This window comes from Streptomyces sp. NPDC002640 (genome assembly GCF_053592575.1).
In genome coordinates this window covers 22,125-44,005 of record NZ_JBSFVZ010000027.1, presented here as the reverse complement: position 1 = coordinate 44,005, position 21,881 = coordinate 22,125, and the positions used below count along the sequence as shown (strand labels likewise).

The following is a 21,881-nucleotide window of genomic DNA, read 5'->3' as shown; positions in this document are numbered from 1 at the left end:
GCACAGAGGCCCGTCCCGCCCCGGCCGCTAGGACTTCGGCGAGCGTGAGCCGAAGGCAGGCCCGAACACCACGAGCAGCACCAGGTCCTCCGTGACGTCCACGAAGCGATGCTCCTCGCCCGCGGGCACGAAGATCACCGTGCCGGGCCCGACCTCGTCCGTTCGGCCCGGTGTCGTGATCCTGGCACGCCCGGCGGTGACGACGTAGATCTCGTCCTCGGTGTGCGGACTCTGGGAGTCGCGCCCACCAGCGGGGATGCAGTACGTCCCCACCGAAAGGTCCGACGTCCGCAGCTGCTCGACCCAGTCGTTACCCGCTTCTCCAGGCTGCGCCCACACACCCGCGCCCTTGATGATCTCCATGGCGGGAGCCTAGTTCGGCGCGTCAGGGCCGAACACCCTTGACACCGCCACGAGTTCCGAGCCGGGCGGACGTGGGGTCGGCCCGGACGGAAGGGAGAAGCGCCCCGCCCCCGTCCGGGCCAATCCCGTGTCCGCGAGGGGCAGCCCTGTGGCGAGCCCTTCCGGACCGGCCCGGGCGACTGTGCGGTCGCCCGTCGCCCCGACATGCCGCAGCATGAGGCTGAACCCGCGGACAACGGCACGGCGGCACGCCGGGACGTCCCGCCGCTCCGTGCGACGGTCGGCCCCCGGCCCTCCTGCCGCTGCCCGCTTCGATCCGGTCGTGGAAGGAGCCGCACGTGAAACGTACCGTCGGGCAAGCGACGGGCAGGCGTAGGGCGCTGCTCATGGGCGCCGCGGTGCCGTGTGTCCTGGCGATGGCCTGGCCTGCGCAGGCCGTCGTCACGCAGTCGGCCGAACGTGCCAGCCTCGTCTCGCCGGTCATGGTGACCCGGACGGTTCCGAGGGCGGGTACCAGCACTGTGACCGCGAATGCGGCGGCGGCACGGGGCCGGCGGGACCTCCAGGTCCCGCCGGCCCGGCGGGACCTGCGGGGCCCGCCGGACCGCAGGGAGACCCCGGCGTGTCCGGGCCCGCGGGCCCAGCAGGAGCGGCGGGCCCCGCAGGCCCCCAGGGCGAACAGGGCCCCGAGGGCGAGACGGGTCCCCAGGGTCCCCAGGGTGAGATCGGGCCCCAGGGTCCGCAGGGCGACACGGGTCCCCAAGGCCCGCAGGGCGAGACGGGCCCTCAGGGTCCCCAGGGTGAGACGGGCCCCCAGGGCCCGCAGGGCGAGACGGGACCGCCTGGACCGGGTGAGCCCGCGCGGTTCGAGGTGGTGACCGCCGAGGCGGTCGTTCCCCAGACGACCGGGACCACGCAGAACTACCCGACCGAAACACCGCCCTGCCCGGCGGGCGACTACACCGCCGCGAGCGTGGGCGGCTACGTGACGGAGCCGCCCGGCATCCCCGCGTCCGTCACGAACCTCGTGGGCACCAGGCTGGACCCGGCCGCCAACACGGGGATCGTGTACTGGGACAACACCAGCGTGGAGGACGTCTCCGTGGCCGTCTGGACCATCTGCGTGCGGAGCTGAAGCGCCCGGGAAGGGGCCCGCACCGCCCAAGCCCCGCCGGGCAACCAGCGGGGCTTGCGACTCTTCCGGGCCACGCCACCACCAGTTGCACGGGGAGAGAGGCATCCCACCCCTGACCAGCAGCGACGGGACAACCTCCAAGGTGCGCGTCGGGCCCGTATATCCTCCGGGCGTGACGAAGCGACCTGCGTCCGCCGAACGGCGGCCCGCGAACGAAGGGCCCAGGGCGGCCGCCCGCAACCGGGCCGCGCTCGTCGCCGCCGCGCGGGACATCTACGCGGAGTCCGGACTGCGCGCCCCGCTCTCCGCGATCGCGCGCCGGGCCGGGGTCGGGCAGGGCGTCCTGTACCGGCACTTCCCCGACCGTGCCGCGCTGGCGCTCGCCGTGCTGGAGGAGAACGTCCGGCAGATCGAGCGGGCGGCGGAGACCGACGGCGCGGACCTGGCCGGGGTCCTCGGCGTCCTGACCTGGCACCAGAGCCAGTCGAACGCCTTCGTGGCGGTCCTGCACGGCGGCGACCCGGACGGTCACGCCGACGTGCCGGCCTACGCCCGGGAGCTGTCCCGGCGGGTCGAGCGAGCCCTGCGCGGACACCTGCCGGCCGATCACCGACTCGCCGCGGACACCGACGACCTGATGCTCGCCGTCGGCATGGTCTCCGGCGCCGTCACCGGCCCCACGCGCGAGCAGCGCGAGCGCCGCGCGCTCGCCGCCTGGCGGCTGCTGGGCGTCGAGGTGGGACCGGTACGGCCGTTCGAGACGGACGGGGACACCTACCCCGGCACCGGCACCGGCACCGGCACCGGCACCGGCGGCGAGGCCTGAGGGACGGGACGGAGCGGGGCGGGCCGGGACGTCAGCCGCCGTTCGACTGACGCACCCCCTCCGCCAGCGCCTCGAACCGGAACAGATACCCCCCGGACGGCCCACTGACGGTCATGTACGCCTCGGTACCGCCCGGGGTGATGGCCACGTTGGTCGCCGACTCGAGCCCCGACGCGGCGCGGGCCGGCACCTCCACCGTCGCCAGCCGCTCGCCGAACCGGTCGTACACGACCATCGCGGGCCGCCCGTGCAGCCCCTGGTAGAGGTTGCCGGCCGCGTCCACGGCGATCGAGTCGGTCTGCGCGAGCCCGCCGTCGACCCGGACGGCGGTGTGCCGCGACGCCACCTTCCCCTCCGCGTCGAGCAGCAGGTAGGAGATCCGGTTCTCGGTCAGCTCGCTGAACCACAGACCCCGGTGGTCCGCGTCGAAGGAGATGCCGTTCGGGGCGGCGAGCCCGTCCGCCAGGACGGTGGCACCGCCGCCCTCCCGGTCGATCCGCACCACGCGGCCCTTCGCCTCGCCCTCCGACATGCCGCGCGAGTCGCTCACGTACAGGTTGCCCTGCCGGTCGAAGGCCAGGTCGTCGGGGTTCATCGGCGCCCCGTCCACCTCGCCGGAGAAGAAGACCCGCCGGTCGCCGCCGCCCGGGGCCAGGCTGACGATCTCGCCGTGGGAGAAGTCGGTCAGATACAGCCGCCCGTCGTACGGGCTGAACTGGGCCGAGGTGTAGACCCCCCGGTCGTCGGTGTGGAACCGCTGCGACGTCCTCCGGTCCAGGTCCACCCGCAGCACCTTCGCCTCGCCGGGCGGCGCGGTGACGTCCACGACGATCAGCCTGCCGCCGTCGTCGAAGACCGGGCCCTCCAGCAGGGTCATGCCGGTCTGCTCGTGCGGCTGGGTCAGTCGCATGACCTGCTGGGCACGGATCGTCGTCCGCTCCGGGCCGGAGGCCGCGGCCGGGACGCGGTCGTCGGCGGCCGCACCGGACGTCTGCGTGCCGCACCCGGTGAGCGCCAGGAGGCCGATCGCGGCGAGGCCGGCGAGCGGCCGGACGGGGGGTCGTCGCATGTCTGTCCCTCTTCCTGTCGGTGGGGGGATGCGTCCGTGGGGGACGCGTGCGTGGGGACGCGTGCGTGGAGGACTCGTGTGCCGGGGACGCGTGCGCGGGACACTGACCGGACAACGCTGTCCGGTAGTTGCTACGGTAGTGCATGGTCGCTCAAGTCCGTTGGCCGGTGCACCCGTTGATGGGCGACGCGGCCTCACGACCGTGACAGCGAAGGAATGAGGTCCCCCCACATGACCCAGGACGAAGCGGTGTCCGCCGAGACGCTCGCCGAGCTCAGGGAGCGCTACCGGATCGAACGCGAGCGGCGCGTCCGCCCCGACGGCACCCGCCAGTACCTCGGCGCCGAGGCCGAGTTCGGCTACTACGCGGCCGACCCCTACGCGGGGGAGCCCACCGAGCGCGAGCCGCTGGCGGACCGGGTGGACGTGGCGGTCGTCGGCGGCGGCTTCGGCGGCATCCTCGCCGGGGCCCGGCTGCGCGAGCAGGGCGTCGGGCGCGTGCGGATCGTCGAGAAGGGCGGCGACTTCGGCGGCACCTGGTACTGGAACCGCTACCCGGGCATCCACTGCGACATCGAGTCGCACGTGTACCTGCCGCTGCTCGACGAGACCGGGTACGTGCCGGAGTGGAAGTACGCGCCCGGCGAGGAGATCCGCCTGCACGCGCGAAGGATCGCGGAGAAGTTCGACCTCTACGCCGACGCCCTGTTCTCCACCTCGGTGACCTCCCTGAGCTGGGACGACTCCGAGCGGACCTGGATCGTCACCACCGACCGCGGCGACCGCTTCCGCGCCACGTACGTCGTCACGGCCACCGGCACCCTGTCCGAGCTGAAGCTCCCCGGCATCCCCGGTATCGAGACGTTCCGGGGCCACACCTTCCACACCTCGCGCTGGGACTACGGCTACACCGGCGGCAGCCCGGACGGCGGGCTCACCGGCCTCGCGGACAAGCGGGTCGGTATCGTGGGCACCGGCGCCACCGGCATCCAGGTCGTGCCGAAGGTGGCGGAGGACGCCGGGCACGTCTACGTCTTCCAGCGCACCCCCTCCACCGTCGACGTGCGCGCCAACCGCCGCACCACCGCCGAGGACGTCGGCGCGGACCGCCCCGGCTGGGCGCGCGAGCGCCGCGAGAACTTCCTGCGGATCGTCTCCGGCGAGAGCGCCGAGCAGGACCTCGTGGCGGACCGCTGGACCTCCTCGGCGGGACTGCTGGAGAAGCTCCTGCCCAGCTTCCGCCGCCAGGGCGACCGGACGGCCTTCGAGGCGGCCTACGAGATCGCCGACGCCGCCAAGATGAACGAACTGCGCGCCCGCGTCGAGCAGGTGGTCACCGACCCGGAGACGGCGGAGAAGCTCAAGCCCTGGTACCGGTACGCGTGCAAGCGCCCGACCTTCTCCGACCTGTACCTGAAGGCGTTCAACCGGGACAACGTCACCCTGGTCGACACCGCGGACACCCACGGCATCGAGCGGATGACCGAGAACGCGGTCGTGGTCGGCGGCACGGAGTACGAACTCGACTGCCTGATCTTCGCCACCGGCTTCTCCGTCGGCGTCTCCGGCATCCTCTCCGGCCGGCTCCCCGTGCACGGCCGCGGCGGCGTCCAACTGCTGCACGCCTGGGCCCAGCGAGGGCCGCGCACCCTGCACGGCTTCACCAGCAACGGCTTCCCGAACCTGATCCAGCTCGGCGGCATGCAGAGCGCCAACAGCGTCAACTACACGCATGTGCTGGACGAACACGCCGTCCACGCCGCCGCGCTCGTCGCCGCGGCGGAGAGCCGGGGCGCGCTGATCGAGCCCACCCGCGAGGCGGAGGACGCCTGGATCGCCGTGCTGGCCGAGGGCGCGCCCGACCACGAGTGGTTCCACGCGGAGTGCACGCCCGGGTACTACAACCGCGAGGGCGGGGGACGCCCGAACGGCCCCGGCGCCTACCCGCACGGCGCCCCCGCCTTCCACGAACTGCTCCGGCGATGGCGGGCGGAGTCGCTGCACGAGGTGCTGAACTGAACGTCACCCCCGCCGCCACGAGGGCGTAGCCGCTCCCGGACCCGGCAGGACGTGCTCGTCCTGACCGACGAACCGACGCGCGCTACGCACTCTCGACAGGCAGTCCCGCGACGAACTCCGCGAGGGCGGACCCCCGGGGCGGCGTCCGCCCTCGCAGGAACCGCTCGTAGTGGTCGGCGACGAGACGACGCAGTTCGGCCTCGTCCGGTTCGGCGCCACTGAGCTCGAGCGTGACCCGGTGCGGCTCACCCGTCATGCGCAACGGCCTGGCCAGCGCGTCGAACCCACAGGCGTACTCGTCGGGCATCTCCCACCAGGCCTCCGCAGCCGCCCGATCCGGGAGGACGTACATGTAGAAGTCGTCATCGAAGAGGATCACGGGCCCTGTCGGTGCAGTCACCCCCGAAGCATGGCGCGACCCGTTGCCTGAGCACCTACACCCGCTCCTGGAACACCCTGACCCCCGTGGGTGTATGGGCCAGGACCGTGGCCCATGCTGACTGCTCGGTCACTTCCCGGGCCCACTCCTCGAGATCGTCACCGGCGCCGTGGAAGAACCACGAGTCGACGTGCCTCAGGGCTTCCAGGGCGGGCTCGGGACCGAAGCGGATCTCGCAGTGCAGCTGCAGACAGTGATCGTGATGACCCTCGGGATCGAGGACCTCGAACTGACGCACAAGGTCCACCATGAACGTTGGAGGACCGTCGAACGCGTAGGTCCCGTACTGGAAAAGGAGCCCATCGCCGTCCGGGACCTCGGCGACGTCGAACAGCTGTCGACCGAAGCGCAGGAAGGCTTCCCACACCTCGCCCACGCTGGGGCATGCCGTCGTCCGCTGCCTCGCACCGAGTTCGGCCTCGAGTAGCCCCCCGGCCTCGTCGATCGACGGTCTCAGCCCCATGCCGCCCTCCCTGCACACTGGCGACTCACCCTATGCAACGCGCCACGAACGGCACTCCGCAGCCTGCCCACCGACAGCTCAGGACGTGGTACCGACCTTGGGCGCAGGTCTGCTGGGCGCACCGTGGATGTCCGCGGCTCATGCCATGATCCGGCCCCATGCGTGACCGTTCGCTTTCACCCGCCTGGCTGGCCGCGTGGACCAACAGGATCTCCCGGACCCTGAAGGCCATGACGGACGACTTCGAGCGCCGGCACGGCTTTCCTCCGGGCGTCAACGAGGTGTGGTCGGCCGACCACACCCACCAGACCGCTGCTCGCGCGCTCGCCCAAGCCGTCGTCGTTCCCGCCGACCTGGTCACCTTCTACGACAGCATCGGCGGCATCACCTGGGAAGACGTCGGCAACGGCTATTTCGTCGCCCCCGCGGCTGAGGTTCTGCTGCAGTTCCAGCAGTACGGTGCTGTTGATGTCGGTGGGGGCCACCAGGCCGGCGGTCTGGTCATCGGCACGAACGGTGGTGGCCTCTCCTATGTCGCCGATACCGACGGAGCGATCCACCGGACGCGAACGGCGTCGCCGGACGAACCAGAGCTCGACCGGGTAGCTGACGACCTGCGGCAGTTCCTCGAACTTCTGGAACGCTCCTTGACACGCTTTGTCACCACCGGTGAGCCGGGTTGCGTGTAGCCGGTGCCGCCGCGTATCCACCGAACGGTGGATGCCCGTATCAACCGGAGCCCGCACGCCACGGTCGATGTGGCAGGGTGCGCGGCGTCCCAGACTCAGGTGCATGACCGCACTGGAAGTACGGAACCTGCGCAAGCGCTACGGGCGCCACGTGGCCGTCGACGACGTCTCGTTCGGCGTCGAGGAGGGGGAGGTCTTCGGCATCATCGGGCCCAACGGCGCAGGCAAGACGACCACCGTCGAGAGCATCGCCGGCCTGCGCACCCCCGACGCGGGCTCGATCTCCGTGCTGGGACTCGACCCGGTCAGGGACCGGGCGGAGGTGCGGCAGCGACTCGGCGTGCAGCTGCAGGAGAGCAGCCTCCCCGACGCCATCACCGTCGCCGAGGCCCTCGAGCTGTACGGCTCGTTCTACCGGAACCCCGCCGACCGGCGTGAACTCATGGAACTCCTCGGGCTCACCGCGCAGCGCGGCACACGGTACAAGGCCCTCTCAGGCGGGCAGAAACAGCGGCTGTCGATCGCGCTCGCCCTGGTCGGCAACCCGAGAGTCGCGACTCTGGACGAGCTCACCACGGGCCTGGACCCGCAGGCGAGGCGCGACACCTGGAGCCTCATCGAGCGGGTCCGCGACGCGGGCGTCACGATCCTCCTCGTCACGCACTTCATGGACGAGGCGGAGCGCCTCAGCGACCGGATCGCCGTCATCGACAAGGGCCGGGTCGCCGCCGTGGACACGCCCGCGGGGCTGATCGACCGCTCGAGCGCGCTGCAGCAGGTCCGCTTCCGCGTGAGTCAACCGCTGGACGAAAGCGTCCTGACCGACCTGCCCGACGTGACCGGCGTCCGGGTCACCGGCGGCCGCTGGCTGGTCACCGGCACCGGACAGCTCCTGAGCAGCGTCGCAGGAGCCCTCGCCAGGGCGCGGATCGTCGCGGAGGACCTCCGCGTCGACCGGCGCAGCCTCGACGACGCGTTCGCGGCCCTCACGGGACACGCCCCCGGTGCCCATGAGCTCCCCGAGCGGAGGAGCGAGTGACGCGCGCGCTGCTGAAGATGGTCAAGGTCGAGACGCGCCTCTTCCTGCGGGACTCCACCACCGTGGTCCTCGGTGTGCTGTTCCCGACGGGTCTCCTGCTCGGGCTGGGCGCCGTCCCGGCGCTCGGCGAGCCGTCGCCGGACAATGGCGGTCTCCGGGACATCGACATCTGGGCACCGACCGCGCTGGTGTTCGGGATGGTGATGATCGCGGTGCAGCACATCCCGGCGGTGATCACGACGTGTCGTGAGCGCGGCATCCTCCGCAGACTGTCGACGACGCCCGCGCATCCCGGGAGCGTCCTCCTCGCGCAGATGATCGTCGCGTTCGCCTCGGTGGTCGTCTCCGCGGTGCTCATGATCCTCCTCGCGCGGGTGGTGCTGGACATCGCCCCGCCCGAGCGGCCCCTGCGGTTCGTCGTCGCCTTCGTCGCCGGCTACGCCGCCCTGCTCGGGCTCGGCATGATCTCCGCGGCCGTGGCCCGCACGAGCAGTGCCGCGAACCAGATCGGTACCCTCCTGTTCGTCGCGCTGATGTTCCTCGGCGGAGCCTTCCTGCCGCGCGCCGTCATGCCCGACGCGCTGCGCGAGGTCGGCGAGTTCATCCCTCCCGGGCTGCAGGCCCTCACCGCGGCGTGGTCCCCCGAAGCGGGCGGGATCACCGCCACCGCCGGTGCGCAGCCCTTCTGGACGCAGATCGCCGTCATGGCGGTGATCGCGGTGATCGCCGGCACCATCGCCGCTAAGCTCTTCCGCTGGGAGTAGATGCCGATGACGCGGGACACCCGGGCGGCCGGTGAGCGCCCGAGCCTTGGGACACGCGGATCCGCCGTCGTGGAGGAGGCGGAGATCGCGCACCGCTCCCGCCTGGCCTGGAAGGAGCAGCAGCTACGGGTCTGGGACGTCCTGCAACTGACCACGCCCTGGCTGCTGCTGGCGATCTCGACGGCGATCCACTGCTCGTGGGTGCTGCCCCACTCCGGTGAACGCCTCTGGCCCGAGGCCGCTCCCGTCCTCGGCCTGGTCGTCGTCTCGGTGCTGTGGGTGCTGCTCGGCCACACCCTGCCCCTCGCGAGGAGGACGCTCCGGCCGGTTCCGGCGGGGATCTTCTTCGTCGGGCTGCTGGCGCTGTGCGTCACCCTCATGACGTACTCCGACGTCTTCCTCGTCTTCACCGTCGCGGGCTTCTTCCACGCGTACCTGCTCAGGCCGTGGCCGCTCGGGGTGCTCGCGGTCCTGGCCACATCCGTCGCCCTCAACGGCTCGGCGATGAGCGTGTGGACCCGCCCGACACCGGACGTGCTCGCGGAGTTCGTCCTCGTCGTCGCCGTGCAGACCGCGGCGATCGGGGTGGGCATCCTGCTCACGGCACGCACCGAACCGGAGGAACGCAAGCGGGAGGCGCTCGTCGAGCGACTCGAGGCGGCACTGCACGAGAACGCCGGACTCCACGCTCAACTGGTCGCACAGGCCCGTGAATCCGGAGCGCAGGACGAGCGGCAGCGACTGGCCGGGGAAATCCACGACACGCTCGCACAGGGCCTCGCCGGCATCATCACGCAGCTCCAGGCGGCCCAGCGTTCCGCCCCTGCGCGGGGTGAGTCCGACGAGCACGTCGCCCGGGCACTACGGCTCGCCCGCAGCAGTCTGACCGAGGCCAGACGGTCCGTGCAGGCGCTCGCCCCCCAGGAACTCGGGCGAGCCCACCTCCCCGACGCGCTGCGCACGTTGACCGAGCGGTGGTGCGAGGACGAAGGCGTCAGCGCCCAGGTGGAGGTCACCGGGACGCGGGAGCCGCTGAGCCCGGCGATCGAGGTGTCGCTCTTCCGCGTCGCGCAGGAGGCGCTGACCAACGTGGCGAAGCACGCGAAGGCCTCCCGCGTCGGCGTCACGCTGTCGTACACGGGCTGCGAGGTGCTGCTCGACGTGCGCGACGACGGACGCGGCTTCGCGGAAGCTGCCGGCACCGGCTTCGGCCTGACGAGCATGCGCCAGCGCATCAGGGGCGTCGGTGGTCAGGTGGAAGTGCAGAGCACGCCGGGGGAAGGCACCTCGGTCAGCGCGCGTGTTCCGGCGATCGCCCCCGGGGGGACCGCGGAGAAGGGGAAGGCCGACCGATGATTCGACTGGTCGTCGTCGATGACCATCCGATCGTGAGGGGCGGCCTTCGCGACACCTTCGCGGACGCCGAGGACATCGTCGTGGTCGGTGAGGCCGCGGACGGTGCCGAGGGCGTCGAACGGGTGGAGACGCTGGCGGCGGATGTCGTGCTCATGGACCTCCGGATGCCCCGGATGGACGGCGTCGCCGCGACCGCGGCCCTGAGCGAGCGGGTCCCGCGCGCTCGCGTGCTGATCCTCACCACCTTCGACAGCGAGAGCGACGTGCTGCCGGCGATCGAGGCCGGCGCGATCGGCTACCTCCTGAAGGACGCCCTGCCCGACGAACTGACGCGAGCCGTCCGGGCAGCGGCACGAGGGGAGTCGGTGCTCGCGCCCTCGGTGACGCAGCACCTCATGGGGCAGGTACGCAGGCCCGGGGCCGGCACCCTGACCGACCGGGAGAAGCAGGTGCTGCAACTGGTCGCGAACGGCAGCTCGAACCGGGAGGCCGCGGCGGCCCTGTTCATCGGCGAAGCGAGCATCAAGACCCATCTGCAGCACATCTACGACAAGCTCGGCGTCCGTGACCGGGCCTCCGCGGTGGCCGAGGGCTACCGCCGCCGCCTGCTCACCTGACGCCGTCCCGCCCCTGCGCGGCGGTGGGGGCGAACGCTCTGAGGGTGGCCTCGACGAGTGCGTCGGCGTACGCGGTGGTGAGGGGGGCGCTGCGGTGCAGCCACCGCTGGAAGAGGGGTGCGTAGAGCACTTCGAGGACTAGGTCGAGATCGGCTGCGGCGTCGAGCTGGCCCGCTTCCTGGGCGCTGCGCAGGCGTGCCTTCTTCGCCTCGTCCAGCGGCAGGGCCAGCTTCTGGCGGTACTCGGCCGCCAGCTCCGCGTCGTTGGCGATCTCCGTGTTGAGCGCGCGGATGAGCCGGTCGAAGGCCGGATCGGCGAACTCCAGCGCGGTCGCGCGCATGACGTGCTTGAGATCCGTCTCCAGGTCGCCGGTGTCCGGCAGCGCGATCGACTGCCCGTCGGCGTTCTCGCTCAGGGCCAGCAGCGCGGCGAAGACCACCGTGCTCTTCGAGGGCCACCGCCGGTAGATCGTCTGCTTGCCGACGCCGGCGCGGGCGGCGATGGCCTCGACCGTGACCTTCTCGTACGGCTCCTCCGCGATCAGCTCACGGGTCGCCGTGAGGATCGCCTGCCGCGACCGTTCCTTGCGCCGGGAGTGGTCCGGCCCCTTCTCCATGGACATGGGTGCAGCCTAGCCCGAAGGTAAAACGAGACGGTCCGTATTGCGCAAGCTCCGGTCGCCCTCTAGCCTGAACGAAACGAAACGAGACGAGCCGTCTCCTTTACTGAAGGTGAGATTCCGTGACGGATCCGCAGGTCTGGCTCATCACCGGCGCGTCCCGGGGCCTGGGCCGAGCCTTCGCCGAGGCCGCCCTGGCGGACGGCCACCGGGTGGTGGGCGCCGCCCGCAACGTCGAACCCCTGGAGGAACTCGCCCGGAAGTACCCCGACCGGCTGATCCCGCTCGCGATGGACGTCGCCGACCGGCAAGGCGTATTCGACGGGGTGGAGCGGGCGGCCGCCGCGTTCGGCAGGCTCGACGTCGTCGTCAACAACGCCGGCGGAATGCTCTACGGCATGGTGGAGGAAGCCACGGAGGAGCAGGTCCGCGCCCACTTCGACGTGAACTTCTTCGGCGCCGTGTGGGTGTCCCAGGCGGCCCTGCCCTACTTGCGCGCCCACGGCGACGGGCGGCTCCTCCAGGTCACCTCGATGGGCAGCGGCGGTGGCATGGCGACCGTCGGCTACTACGGCGCGGGCAAGGCGGCGCTGGACTCGGTCGGCGAGGCCCTCGCGATGGAGGTCGAGCGCTTCGGCGTCAAGGTCACCAACGTGCAGATGGGCGGCTACGACACCGGCCTGTTCACCACCGGCACCACCACGACCGAACCCCTGCCGCAGTACCAGGCCCTGCGCACCGAGATGGAGGAGATGTGGGGTGACACCACGGGCCCGCGGCCGGAGACCGCCGCCCCGGTCGTCATGCGCCTGGCCGCGCTCCCGGACCCGCCCCGGCGACTGATCGTCGGCGGCCAGTCCTTCGACCACGTCCTGGAGATGGACCAGGAGCGAACCGAGCTGTACCGCTCCTGGGAGCACCTCAGCCGCCAGGCCCCCGGCTGAGCCCGGCGACGACGCTGCGGCGCACGGCCGTGCGCCGCAGCGTCGCCGCCCGGACCCGGCGGGCTCAGTAGCCGTTGGGCGTCAGGACGTCGACGTAGATCGGGTCCGGTTCGGTGCCGCCGAGGGTCACGGAGTCGTACTTCACGCGCCCGTAGTAGGCGTTGGCGTCGATGGCCTGCCCGTTTCCGATGTAGACGCCGGTGTGGTCCAGGTCGCCGCCGTACCGGATGCCGTCGCCCGGGTCGGTGTCCCAGAAGATGAGGTCGCCGGGGCGCGGGGTGGTGGTGCGGCGCCCCTGGTCGATCTGGCCCTGGAGCCAGTAGTTGAGCTGTTCGACCTGGTCTTCGCCGAAGCCGTGGAACGGTTCTGCACCGCTCGCGAACGAGACGTCCAACGCTGCTCGGACCCGCGTGACCAGCTCGCGGCCCTGCTGAGCTCGGGGCTGCCCGCCGGCCCGGACGACGAACTGTGCTGCCTGCTCTACGAGTTCTCCCCTCAGGCCCGCAGGCGCGCCTCGGACGCCGTGCTGCGCCGCGAGCTCTACGGACGCCAGGTCCAGCTGTACACGCACGTCCTGACGGCGGGAGCCCGGGCAGGACGGTTCCGGCTGCAACGGCCGGCGACCGAGATCGCGGCGAACCTCGTTCGCCCTCGAGGACGCCTACGGCTACCACGTCATCGCGCAGACCTTCATGACCCGGCAAACGGCCCAGCAGCACCTGTTCGGCTACGCCGCTCTCGCCACCGCGGACCCGTCGCTGGCACCTTTCTGTCAGCCGCGGACCGAGGCGGAGGAACGCACGTGATCAGTGGTCGGTGCGGCCGTGCGGTTCCGGCATCGCTTCCGGCATCGGTCCGTGCGGTGCGCCGGCAGACGGCGCCGGCGCGACGCGGCGGGTGTCGACGGCGGGGGCGAGGAAGACGGCCAGGGCAACGCACGCGAGGACGACGGTCATCGCGGCACGCAGGCCGTAGTGCTCACCGAGGAAGCCCAGGCCCGGGGGCCCCACGAGGAAGGCGACGTAGCCGATCATCGCGACCAGGCTGACCCGGGAGGCCGAGTCGGGGCCGGAGTCGCCGGCGGCCGACAGCGCCAGCGGGAAGCCGAGCGATGCCCCCAGCCCCCACAGGAGGACGGCGACTCCGGCGAGGACGGCGTTGTCGGAGAAGACGACCACGGACAGGCCGAGCGAGGCGAAGACCGCGCTGGCGCGGACGACGGGTGCACGGCCGAAACGGTCGATGAAGAAGCCGCCGCCGAAGCGGCCGGCCGCCATGGCCGCGGCGAAGCCGGCGTAGACGGCCGATCCCAGGGCGGGATCCATGTCGTGCCCGTCGACCATGAGCAGGGGCAGCCAGTCGTTGGCCGCTCCCTCGGCCAGGGCCATGGTCAGGACGATGCCGCCGATCAGGAGCAGGCGCCGGTCCTTCCAGACCGCGGGCCGACGCCGCTTCCCTGCGAGGTCGGTCCGCTTGTCGGAGCGAGTGCGGCCGACGCCGTCGGGGATGGCGCGCAGGGCGTGGACGAAGGCCGCGGTCGTGACGACGGCGACGGCCACCAGATGCCAGTGCACGGGGAAGCCGACAGCGGTGCACAGGATGCCGAGCGAGGCCCCGGCGACCGTGCCGAGGCTGAAGAATCCGTGCATGGTGGGCAGGACGGTGCGGTCGGTGATCCGCTCCACCTCGGCGCCGTCGACGTTCACGGCGACCTCACCGCCGCCCATGCCGGCGCCGAAGAGGAACAGCCCCGCCATGACGGTGGGCGCGGACGACCACAGAGCGCCGCACCCGATCACCGCCATGCTGAGGATGACGAGGGCGGTTCCCACGCCGATGACCGGCCGGGTGCCGAACCTCGCCACCAGTGCACCGGAGCCGAGCACGCCCAGCATCGAGCCGACCGACAGGCCGAACAGGACGATCCCCATCTGAGCCGTGGAAGCGCCGAGTTGATCCCTGATGTCGGGTGTCCGTGTCACCCAGGAGGAGATCGACAAGCCCGGCATGAGGAAGAAGAGGAACAATGCCGTACGGCGGCGGCGTGTGGCCAGGTCTATCACTGCGGACTCGATCCAGACGTGAGGTGCCGCGGGCGTAGCCGCCTACGGAGCAAGTATGTACAAACGTACATGCTTGCGGGCGGCGTCGGAAGGGAGAAGATCATGTCGGGCAGCTCGCGTGGCCCCAACGACCCGGGACGCCGGGACCGCATCGTCGACTCGGCCCTCGACGTCATCGCCGAGCACGGCGTCACCGGGGCCACGCAGCGACGCATCGCGGAGGCGGCGGGCGTGTCCCTGGGGTCGATGACGTACTACTTCGAGGGCCGGCACGAGTTGCTCGTCGAGGCGTTCACCCGGCTCGCGGAATCGATGTCCGCCCGCTACCGGGAACCGCTGGAGGCGGCCGAGAACGTCGAGGAAGCACGGGCCGCCGTGGTGGAGATCATCTGCGGCACGCTCTCGGGCAGTCCACGGGAGCTGGTCCTCAGCTACGAGCTGTACGCCTTCGCCTCGCGCTGCCCGGCGCTGCTCCACGTGACGCGGTCCTGGATGGCGGCCAGCCGCGCCTCGTTGAGCCGGCACTTCGACGCGCACACCGCCCGGGCCCTGGACGCACTGGTGGAGGGACTGAGCATCCACAACTCCATGGACGCCGAACCCATGAGCCGCGAGGACGTCGCCGCGGTCGTGCGCGCGGTCAGCATGAAGGCATGAGGGCACGTCGGCATGGGCCCTGATCCCCATGGGCCCTGATCCTTTCGCGGTAGGTTTCCGGTTGCGCGACGGCGGACGGCGCCGTGGCGTGACGACAGGGGGGGCGACGCGGTGATCTCCGCACAGATACCGATACTGATCGGGGCCGACGGTACCGAGACCTCGCTCGACGGCGGTGGTCTGCGGATCACCGACCGGCGCACCCGGACGGAGATCCCCCTCGTCGTGGTGCGGGAGGTCCGGGTCGACGACGGGCACCACGTCGAGATCGTGCTCACCGACGGCGCCGTGCACCGCGTGGACGGCGGCAACCCGACGGCCGCCACCGCCTTCGTCGCCGCACTGACCCCCGCACTCCCCGCGCGGCGCGACCCGGCCGGCGGCGCCCGCGTCACGGTCACTCCGCTGGCTCCACCGGAGGAGGCACAGGAGGCGGAGGAGGCAGCATCCCACCCCAAGTACCGGCGGCGGCAGATGATCGCGCTCGGACTCCTCCTCGCCCACGCCGGCTACACGGTCTGGGTCGGCTTCGCACGCGGCGCCGCGACCGCCGTGGGCCCCCTCGCCGCCACGATCCCGCTCGCCCTCGGCGCGCTCCTGCTGTCCCTCGCGGTGACCATGACGCTGGTCCACCTCGCCCTGACGCGGCGCGGGATCACCGTACCCGCCTCCCTGGACTTCAGGACCAAGGGCGGAGCGGCCTGGTACAGGTTCACCGACATCGACGGCGTCGAGCGCAGCGGCCGGGGCAAGCACAGCGGACCGGTGACCCGCGTCGTCTACGACCCGGAGGACCCCCGGGACTACTCCTTCGACCTGTCGGGCAGGAAAACCCTGCTCAAGGCGGTCCCCCTTGCCCTCGGCGCGCTGCCGCTGCTGGGCAGCGGTGCCGTCCTCGCCGTCCTTCCCGTGCTGGCGGACTGACGGACTGACGGTCACCGGGCCGGGAAGAGGCCGGACGGCGCGCCGTAGCGGCTCGCCCGCCGGTGGTGCAGGTTGGCGCGCCGCGGGTCGCCGTCGTAGTGCGCCAGCACCCTGGGGTCCATCACCCGGCGCCACAGCGGGGTCACCCAGGCCAGGACGATCATGGAGGCGTAGCCGGAGGGGAGCTGCGGGGCCTCGTCGAAGTGGCGCAAAGTCTGGTAGCGCCGCAGCGGGTCGGCGTGGTGGTCGGAGTGGCGCTGCAGCTGGTACAGGAAGATGTTGCTGGTGACGTTGTTGCTGTTCCAGCTGTGGCGCGGGGCGACCCGCACCCGGCGACCGTCCGGGCGCCGCTCGCGCAACAAGCCGTAGTGCTCCAGGTAGTTGACCGTCTCCAGCAGGAGGACGCCGCACGCCGCCTGCACCAGCAGGTAGGGGAGGACGACGGGGCCGAAGAGGGCGGCGAGCGTGGCGAACAGCAGCACTGTCAGGCCCCACGCGGTCAGCACGTCGTTGCGGTACGACCAGACGCGGTGCCCGCGGCGGTCGAGGCGGCGCGCCTCCAGATGCCAGGCGGAGCGTACGCTGCCGGCGACCGTGCGCGGCAGGAACGCCCACACGCTCTCACCGAGCCGCGAACTGGCGGGGTCCTCGGGGGTCGCCACCCGGATGTGGTGGCCGTGGTTGTGCTCGACGGAGAAGTGGCCGTAGGCGGACTGGGCGAGCGCGAGCCGGGCCAGCCGCCGCTCCACCGCCTCCCGCTTGTGCCCGAGCTCGTGCGCGGTGTTGATGGCGACACCGGCGACGACACCCACCGTGGCGGCCGGCCCCAGCGCGTCCGGCACGCTCATGCCGCCGGACCACAGCACGCACGCGTACAGCAGACCGGCGTACTGCAGCGGCAGGTACAGGTACGTGCACCAGCGGTAGTACCGGTCCTCCTCGAGCTCGGCCCCGCCGACCACATGCCGTCCCGGCGCAAGCTCCAGGCCGCCAAGGACGCCGCCGCCGCGGGCACCAGCCTCCCCGACGAGAACATCGCACGCGCCATGGTCTCCCTCGAAGGCGGACAGGCCGCAGCCACCCAACTCCTGCAACGCGGCATCACCGGCGTGATCTGCGCGAGCGACCCCTGGCCCTCGGAGCGATCCGAGCCGCCCGCCGACAGTCACTGCGCGTCCCCGACGACCTCCCCGCCGTCCCGCTGACCCGCACACCTCCCACGAGGGAAGGCGTGAGGTCTGCACCGCCGAATCGGGGAACCCGGACGCCCGCCCGAACCACGTGCCCACGAGCCCACGCGAAAGGGACGGTCGCCGATGAACGCGCGGAATGACGGACCGGACTCACGGCATCAGCGACCCGACGGGGTCACCGACGTCACGGTCGAGGCCCTGGGAGCCCTGTCGAAGGCGCTGGAGACGACCGAGCGGGCCCGCGGCCACCTGTACTCCTTCCACCAGCTGACCGGAAGCGCCGACCTGGAGCTGGACCGGGCGGTGCGCCTGCTGCGCGAGGCCGGCCACGAACACTGGGCCGACCGGGTGCAGCAGGAGATCCTGGGCCGCAACGTCATCCCCGGACGGTGGACCTTCCAGATCGTCGAGGACTACAACCGCACCTACTACCAGCCGTTCCAGCAGGTGGAACGGCAGGCACTGCGGGAGCTGGCCGACGGCAGGGACCACCTGTACGAGGCGGAGATGAAGGAGGCCCGGCGCACCGCAGGCCACCCCGCCCACACCGCCCGCCCGGACAGCCCCGACACCGCATAGCGGCAGGCACGGCGGCCCGACAGCGGAGGGAGTGTCGCGGTGGGCAGCGGTGATGTGCGACGGTGGACGGACAACGAGACAGGCCGGACCCCGAACTCGGGGGGACGGTCTTCGGTACGCCGGGCGTTGCCCCCACCCAGGGCACCCGGCACCGGCCACCGTCGCAGCCCCTCTTCTCTTCGGAAGAAAGGGAGCTCCGCCTTTGGGCTCACAACCCCCGGAAAGGGGGCCTGCCCGGCATGAACCCCATCGTCACCACCGACGGCACCCGCGCCCGCATCACCCCGCGCGGCGACATCGACCACGACAGCCTCCCCCCGCTCATGTCCGCAGCCCACGCCCTGCCCCCGCGCGTGACCGACCTGCAGTGGGACATGCACCACACCCCCTTCATGGACATCGCCGGTCTCCACCTCCTCTTCGACACCACCCCCCACCACCGCGGCCTCCGCACCACCGTCGTCAACCTGCACCCCCAGCCACTGCGCCTGCTGGTCCTGGCCGCCGAGACGGACCCCGTTTCGTTCGACCTCACCCGTCTGATGCCGGACACGCCCTCCGGCATCACGCCCTGGACGGTTCACCCCTGCCCGTAGAGCTGTCGACATCCCCCCGAGGGACGCTCACCGCTGCGGGCCGTCCGCCGGTGGCAGGGGCGGCGGCAGGGCACAGGCGGGGGTGCCGCCGGGGAGGCGCCGCCGGTTCGCCGCGACGACCCGATAGGCCGCACGGGCCACCCAGCTCAGCGGCGGCCGGGCCATCGCCGCCCCGCACAGCGCCCACCCGCCGCCCGCGCTCCGGAGGATCCGCGCCACGGCCTCCGCGCCTCCGTGGACCGTCCCCTCCGGTGTCACCCAGAGCGCCTCGCGCCGCGCGCGGTCACCCGAGACGCCGAGGGCGGCGAGGTCCGCGCGCTGCCAGGGCACGGACAAGCACCGCGGCCGCACCCACCGCTCGATGACGCGCACCGAGGAGGTGCAGAAACCGCAGTCGCCGTCGAAGACCAGAACCGGCGCCGGAGGACCGCCCATACCTCCATCCTGCCGCAGCAGCGGCACCGCGGCCCCCCGCCGCGAGACGCGGTCGCCTCTCCGGTCAACCGAGAGGCCGACCTCCACGACGAGCGGCTCCCGGCAGGCAGGGGAACGGCCGGAGCCGGGACGCCACCGGGGCGCCCCGGCTCCGGCCGGTGAACGGATGCGACGCGTCAGTCGGCGAAGTTCACGCCGACCCCCGGTCGGCCCGCCGTGGAGACGCCGAGCGCGGACGGGGAGAGCGAACGGCCGGTGCCACCGATCTTGCCGCCGGTGGACGGCATGTAGGTGATGGCGCCGTTGTGGTCGTTCTCGACGCTGCCGACCACCAGGTCTGCCCTGGCGTCGCCGTTGACGTCGTCGAGCTTCACGTCGATGCCGAACATGTCGTACTTCTCGTTCGAGCCGGGGACGCCCGCGGTGTTCTGGTCGATGTACTGCGCGCCGGTGCCGGTGATGCCGGAGGCGGTGCCGTACAGGACCAGGACCGAGCCGGTGTCGGTGACGCCGTCCACGTTCTCGCCGGCCACGCCGACCGCCAGGTCGAGGAAGCCGTCACCGTTGACGTCGCCGAGGTCCAGCTCGTGGCCGAACATGTCGTTGGTCTCGGCGGTGCCGGGGACGCCGGAGGTGTCCTGGGTGATGCCCTGGACGGTGCCCACGCCGTACTCGCTGCCGTAGGTGATCCAGACCTTGCCGCCCTTGGCGGAGTAGGGAACGGTGGTGCCGTTCTCGTCGACCGCGTTCCACTGGGCGCCGCTGACGACGTCGCCGAAACCGTCGCGGTCGATGTCGCCGATGCCGCTGATGATGCCGGGGCGCAGCTCCTGGGGGCCGCGGGCGTCCAGGCCCGAGCCGGTGCCGAACAGCAGGAAGTTGCGGGTCCAGCCCTCTTCGGGCTCGTAGCCGCTGACCAGCAGGTCGGTGGCGCCGCCGTCGATGTTGCCGGCGGTGAGGTTGAACGGCGTCGCAGTCGTCCTGATCGGCGTCTGGACGGTCTGGCGGCTGCCGTAGGTGCCGTTGCGCTTGATGCCGCCCTTGAAGACGTACACCTTGCTCTTGCTGGTGCCGACGGTCAGGTCCTGCTTGCCGTCGCCGTCGAAGTCGCCGGCGGCGAGCAGGCGGCCCCACCCGTCGTGCGAGGTGGAGGCCGGGTCGTTGATCTGGACTGCGCCGGTGCCGGTGATGCCCTTGGCGGAGCCCCAGAGGATGGTGACCATGCCGGCGTCCTTGTCGGTGCCGAGGTCCTCTCCGGGCGCGCCGACGGCGAGGTCGTCGTAACCGTCGCCGTCGAAGTCGGCGTAGGCGGTCTCCTCGCTGAACCCGTCGCCGGTCTCGGCGCTGCCGGGGACACCGGAGGTGTCCTGGCTGATCAGCGTGCGCCGGGTGGAGGTGAGGCCGGTGCCCTGGACGCCGTAGGCGACGACGACCTGGCCCGCCTCCGCCTTGCCGGCGACGGTGGAGATCGCCGAGGACGCGATGTCCGCGACCCCGTCGTTGTCGAAGTCGGCCTGCGAGGCGACGGTGCCGTCGACGGCGACGGCGGTGGTCGAGGCGGCGAAGGTGAGCAGCCCGCCGGTCACTGCGGCGGCGGCGACGGTCGCGAGGGTGGTGCGGGTCTTTCTGTGCATGCGGCTCTCTCAAATGCCGTGCGGGGTGAGGCGTCGTGCCGGGTCCCCGGGGAAGAACTGGGCCGAGCGTGAGTGGTCGGCAGTGGTCAGACGTGTGACGGGTGGGGTTGGTTGTACGGATTCCGTGAAGACGTTCGACGGATGGGCCGCTGGTCCATCGGGGCGACCACCCCCTCGCGTCCCGCCGGTGGCCGCCTCCCCCCCCTGTAGATCTCCTGGGGGAGGCGGCCACCGGGACGCACGGGTCAGCTCTCGCAGATGGCCGTCTCCACGACCGCGCGCATCTGCGGAGTGGGCGTGCCGAACTGGAACATCACGTTGGTCATGGCGGAGGCGTGCCGGCCGTCCTCCGTGACCAGCGTGTACGAGTGGTGACCCGGCATGGCGCCGCTGTGACCCCACGCCGTGACACCGCAGGGCAACTGCCACGCCGCGATTCCCAGGCCCACGCTCAGCTCGCCCGCGTCCACGACGTCCCGCATCTCGGCCAGGGACGCCGAGGAGATGAGCTCACCGCCGAGAAGCGCCTGGTAGAAGGCCGTCACGTCCTCCAGGGTGGACACCATCGCGCCGGCGCTGCTGTACAGGGACGGGTCGATGACCTGGGCCCGGGTCCAGGCGTAGAAGCCGCCGATCCGGACGCCGTGGTGGCCGGTGACGGCCGGGAGGGGCAGTGCGCGGTCCCCGGGGGCGGGGAAGAAGGTCCTGGTGAGGCCCAGCGGCTCGATGACGCGGCTGTGGACCGCCTCGCGCGCCGGTGCTCCGGTGACCGCTTCGACGAGCAGGCCCAGGATCACGTAGTTGGTGTTGGAGTACGTGAAACCCGCGCCCGGCACCGAGACGGGATCGAGGCGCAGCCCCGTCCGCACGACCTCCCGCGGATCGTACGTGCCGTCGGACCTGCGCGGGGGCTGGACCGTCAGCACATCGAGAGGCAGGCCCGGGCTGTACGCCGCGATGCCGCTGGTGTGCTGCAGGAGGTGCCGCACCGTGATGCGGGCGCCGTCGTAGCCGTTGCCGGTGACGACGCCGGGCAGGTACGTCTCGATGGGCGCGTCGAGGGAGATCCTTCCCTCGTCCACCAGTTGCAGCACCACGGTGGCCGTGAACGTCTTGGTCTGGCTGCCGACGAGGAAGTGCTCGTCCTGCCGGATCGGCCGGTCGGCGCCGTACGTGCCGGTGCCGACGGACAAGGACCAGTCGGTGCCGTCCGCACCGGCATGGACGGCGGCTCCCGGGCCGGCGGCGGCCTGGAGCGTCCGGAGCGCCGCGAGGGTCGCGGCGTGGTCGTCGGTCCCGGCGTACGCCGTCCCGCTGTGCGCCGTGAGCGTCATCGCCAACGCGCACACGGCGCCGACGACGGCGGACAGCTTGGTTCTGCTGCGGCGGATGGTCATGGGGTTCTCCTCGATGAGTCGGTGGTGGGCACGGGGCCGTCAAGGGGGTCAGCCGTCGACG

The 21,881-nt window shown here is 71.9% G+C and carries 24 protein-coding genes and 1 pseudogene; 14 read left to right on the top strand and 11 right to left on the bottom strand.

Annotation, left to right across the window (positions count from 1 at the left end; translation table 11 throughout):
- Positions 1-27: 27 nt before the first annotated feature.
- A complete protein-coding gene (locus ACWD3O_RS28720) occupies positions 28-363 on the bottom strand; it encodes a cupin domain-containing protein (RefSeq protein ID WP_451412945.1) in 336 nt (111 codons plus the stop codon).
- 874 nt (positions 364-1,237) lie between these two features.
- On the opposite strand from ACWD3O_RS28720, the gene ACWD3O_RS28715 reads away from it, so the two are divergent.
- Together ACWD3O_RS28715 and ACWD3O_RS28710 are read left to right on the top strand one after the other, a co-directional pair.
- On the top strand, positions 1,238-1,498 hold the full coding sequence (locus tag ACWD3O_RS28715) for a hypothetical protein (protein ID WP_451412946.1): 261 nt from the start codon (positions 1,238-1,240) through the stop codon (positions 1,496-1,498).
- Between the two features lie 172 nt (positions 1,499-1,670).
- A complete protein-coding gene (locus tag ACWD3O_RS28710) occupies positions 1,671-2,324 on the top strand; it encodes a TetR/AcrR family transcriptional regulator (protein WP_451417922.1) in 654 nt (217 codons plus the stop codon).
- A 31-nt stretch (positions 2,325-2,355) separates the two neighbouring features.
- Here ACWD3O_RS28710 and ACWD3O_RS28705 read toward each other — a convergent pair whose 3' ends face one another.
- A complete protein-coding gene (locus tag ACWD3O_RS28705) occupies positions 2,356-3,393 on the bottom strand; it encodes an SMP-30/gluconolactonase/LRE family protein (RefSeq protein WP_451417921.1) in 1,038 nt (345 codons plus the stop codon).
- A 231-nt stretch (positions 3,394-3,624) separates the two neighbouring features.
- On the opposite strand from ACWD3O_RS28705, the gene ACWD3O_RS28700 reads away from it, so the two are divergent.
- Entirely contained in the window at positions 3,625-5,412 is a 1,788-nt protein-coding gene (locus ACWD3O_RS28700; protein WP_451417920.1) for a flavin-containing monooxygenase, read from the top strand.
- 82 nt (positions 5,413-5,494) lie between these two features.
- Here the strand turns inward: ACWD3O_RS28700 and ACWD3O_RS28695 are convergent, their stop codons facing one another.
- Positions 5,495-5,812, bottom strand: coding sequence for a hypothetical protein (locus ACWD3O_RS28695; RefSeq protein ID WP_451412950.1), 318 nt, complete (start codon positions 5,810-5,812; stop codon positions 5,495-5,497).
- A gap of 34 nt (positions 5,813-5,846) precedes the next feature.
- Positions 5,847-6,314: a hypothetical protein gene (locus ACWD3O_RS28690; protein ID WP_451417919.1), complete on the bottom strand. Its 468-nt coding sequence runs from the start codon at positions 6,312-6,314 to the stop codon at positions 5,847-5,849.
- A 158-nt stretch (positions 6,315-6,472) separates the two neighbouring features.
- Here ACWD3O_RS28690 and ACWD3O_RS28685 point away from each other — a divergent pair, with 158 nt between their 5' ends.
- The 5 genes from ACWD3O_RS28685 to ACWD3O_RS28665 all read left to right on the top strand — a co-directional run bounded on the left by ACWD3O_RS28685 (position 6,473) and on the right by ACWD3O_RS28665 (position 10,779).
- The gene (locus ACWD3O_RS28685) at positions 6,473-7,003 is read left to right on the top strand and encodes an SMI1/KNR4 family protein (RefSeq protein WP_451417918.1); all 531 of its coding nucleotides are present in this window, start codon (positions 6,473-6,475) and stop codon (positions 7,001-7,003) included.
- Between the two features lie 103 nt (positions 7,004-7,106).
- Positions 7,107-8,042 (top strand): ABC transporter ATP-binding protein, encoded by a 936-nt coding sequence (locus ACWD3O_RS28680; RefSeq protein ID WP_451417917.1) that lies wholly within the window; start codon positions 7,107-7,109, stop codon positions 8,040-8,042.
- Positions 8,039-8,806 carry an ABC transporter permease gene (locus ACWD3O_RS28675; protein WP_451417916.1) on the top strand — a complete coding sequence of 256 codons (768 nt, stop codon included), beginning with the start codon at positions 8,039-8,041 and terminating at the stop codon, positions 8,804-8,806. Before ACWD3O_RS28680 ends, ACWD3O_RS28675 begins: the two co-directional genes overlap by 4 nt.
- 6 nt (positions 8,807-8,812) lie before the next feature.
- Positions 8,813-10,162 (top strand): sensor histidine kinase, encoded by a 1,350-nt coding sequence (locus ACWD3O_RS28670; RefSeq protein ID WP_451417915.1) that lies wholly within the window; start codon positions 8,813-8,815, stop codon positions 10,160-10,162.
- Complete coding sequence (locus ACWD3O_RS28665; protein ID WP_451417914.1) at positions 10,159-10,779, top strand: response regulator; 621 nt, start codon at positions 10,159-10,161, stop codon at positions 10,777-10,779. Before ACWD3O_RS28670 ends, ACWD3O_RS28665 begins: the two co-directional genes overlap by 4 nt.
- On the opposite strand, the gene ACWD3O_RS28660 is transcribed toward ACWD3O_RS28665, so the two are convergent.
- Positions 10,772-11,401, bottom strand: a complete 630-nt coding sequence (locus ACWD3O_RS28660; protein ID WP_451412955.1) for a TetR/AcrR family transcriptional regulator — start codon at positions 11,399-11,401, stop codon at positions 10,772-10,774. The two genes, ACWD3O_RS28665 and ACWD3O_RS28660, sit on opposite strands and share 8 nt — an antisense overlap.
- A 119-nt stretch (positions 11,402-11,520) precedes the next feature.
- Here ACWD3O_RS28660 and ACWD3O_RS28655 point away from each other — a divergent pair, with 119 nt between their 5' ends.
- Positions 11,521-12,342, top strand: a complete 822-nt coding sequence (locus ACWD3O_RS28655) for an SDR family NAD(P)-dependent oxidoreductase (protein WP_451412956.1) — start codon at positions 11,521-11,523, stop codon at positions 12,340-12,342.
- A gap of 64 nt (positions 12,343-12,406) precedes the next feature.
- On the opposite strand, the gene ACWD3O_RS28650 is transcribed toward ACWD3O_RS28655, so the two are convergent.
- Positions 12,407-12,913, bottom strand: coding sequence for an NlpC/P60 family protein (locus ACWD3O_RS28650; RefSeq protein ID WP_451417913.1), 507 nt, complete (start codon positions 12,911-12,913; stop codon positions 12,407-12,409).
- A gap of 235 nt (positions 12,914-13,148) precedes the next feature.
- Positions 13,149-14,402 (bottom strand): MFS transporter, encoded by a 1,254-nt coding sequence (locus ACWD3O_RS28645; RefSeq protein WP_451417948.1) that lies wholly within the window; start codon positions 14,400-14,402, stop codon positions 13,149-13,151.
- Between the two features lie 105 nt (positions 14,403-14,507).
- Between ACWD3O_RS28645 and ACWD3O_RS28640 the strand changes: the two genes are divergently transcribed.
- Positions 14,508-15,062, top strand: coding sequence for a TetR/AcrR family transcriptional regulator (locus ACWD3O_RS28640; RefSeq protein WP_451417912.1), 555 nt, complete (start codon positions 14,508-14,510; stop codon positions 15,060-15,062).
- A 111-nt stretch (positions 15,063-15,173) separates the two neighbouring features.
- A complete protein-coding gene (locus ACWD3O_RS28635; RefSeq protein WP_451417911.1) occupies positions 15,174-15,986 on the top strand; it encodes a hypothetical protein in 813 nt (270 codons plus the stop codon).
- A gap of 11 nt (positions 15,987-15,997) precedes the next feature.
- Here the strand turns inward: ACWD3O_RS28635 and ACWD3O_RS28630 are convergent, their stop codons facing one another.
- Entirely contained in the window at positions 15,998-16,834 is an 837-nt protein-coding gene (locus tag ACWD3O_RS28630) for an alkane 1-monooxygenase (protein ID WP_451417910.1), read from the bottom strand.
- Positions 16,835-16,924: 90 nt separating this feature from the next.
- Between ACWD3O_RS28630 and ACWD3O_RS28625 the strand changes: the two are divergent.
- The 3 genes and pseudogenes from ACWD3O_RS28625 to ACWD3O_RS28615 form a co-directional block, all read left to right on the top strand.
- Positions 16,925-17,184, top strand: a pseudogene (locus ACWD3O_RS28625) (substrate-binding domain-containing protein); the annotation flags it as partial.
- Positions 17,185-17,302: 118 nt separating this feature from the next.
- Positions 17,303-17,758, top strand: coding sequence for a hypothetical protein (locus ACWD3O_RS28620; protein ID WP_451412961.1), 456 nt, complete (start codon positions 17,303-17,305; stop codon positions 17,756-17,758).
- Positions 17,759-17,997: 239 nt separating this feature from the next.
- Positions 17,998-18,354 (top strand): STAS domain-containing protein, encoded by a 357-nt coding sequence (locus ACWD3O_RS28615; RefSeq protein WP_451412962.1) that lies wholly within the window; start codon positions 17,998-18,000, stop codon positions 18,352-18,354.
- A gap of 27 nt (positions 18,355-18,381) precedes the next feature.
- Here the strand turns inward: ACWD3O_RS28615 and ACWD3O_RS28610 are convergent, their stop codons facing one another.
- The 3 genes from ACWD3O_RS28610 to ACWD3O_RS28600 form a co-directional block, all read right to left on the bottom strand.
- Positions 18,382-18,789: a thiol-disulfide oxidoreductase DCC family protein gene (locus tag ACWD3O_RS28610; protein ID WP_451417909.1), complete on the bottom strand. Its 408-nt coding sequence runs from the start codon at positions 18,787-18,789 to the stop codon at positions 18,382-18,384.
- A 176-nt stretch (positions 18,790-18,965) separates the two neighbouring features.
- Positions 18,966-20,423, bottom strand: a complete 1,458-nt coding sequence (locus tag ACWD3O_RS28605) for an FG-GAP and VCBS repeat-containing protein (protein ID WP_451412964.1) — start codon at positions 20,421-20,423, stop codon at positions 18,966-18,968.
- Between the two features lie 245 nt (positions 20,424-20,668).
- Complete coding sequence (locus ACWD3O_RS28600; RefSeq protein ID WP_451412965.1) at positions 20,669-21,820, bottom strand: serine hydrolase domain-containing protein; 1,152 nt, start codon at positions 21,818-21,820, stop codon at positions 20,669-20,671.
- Between the last annotated feature and the right edge of the window lie 61 nt (positions 21,821-21,881).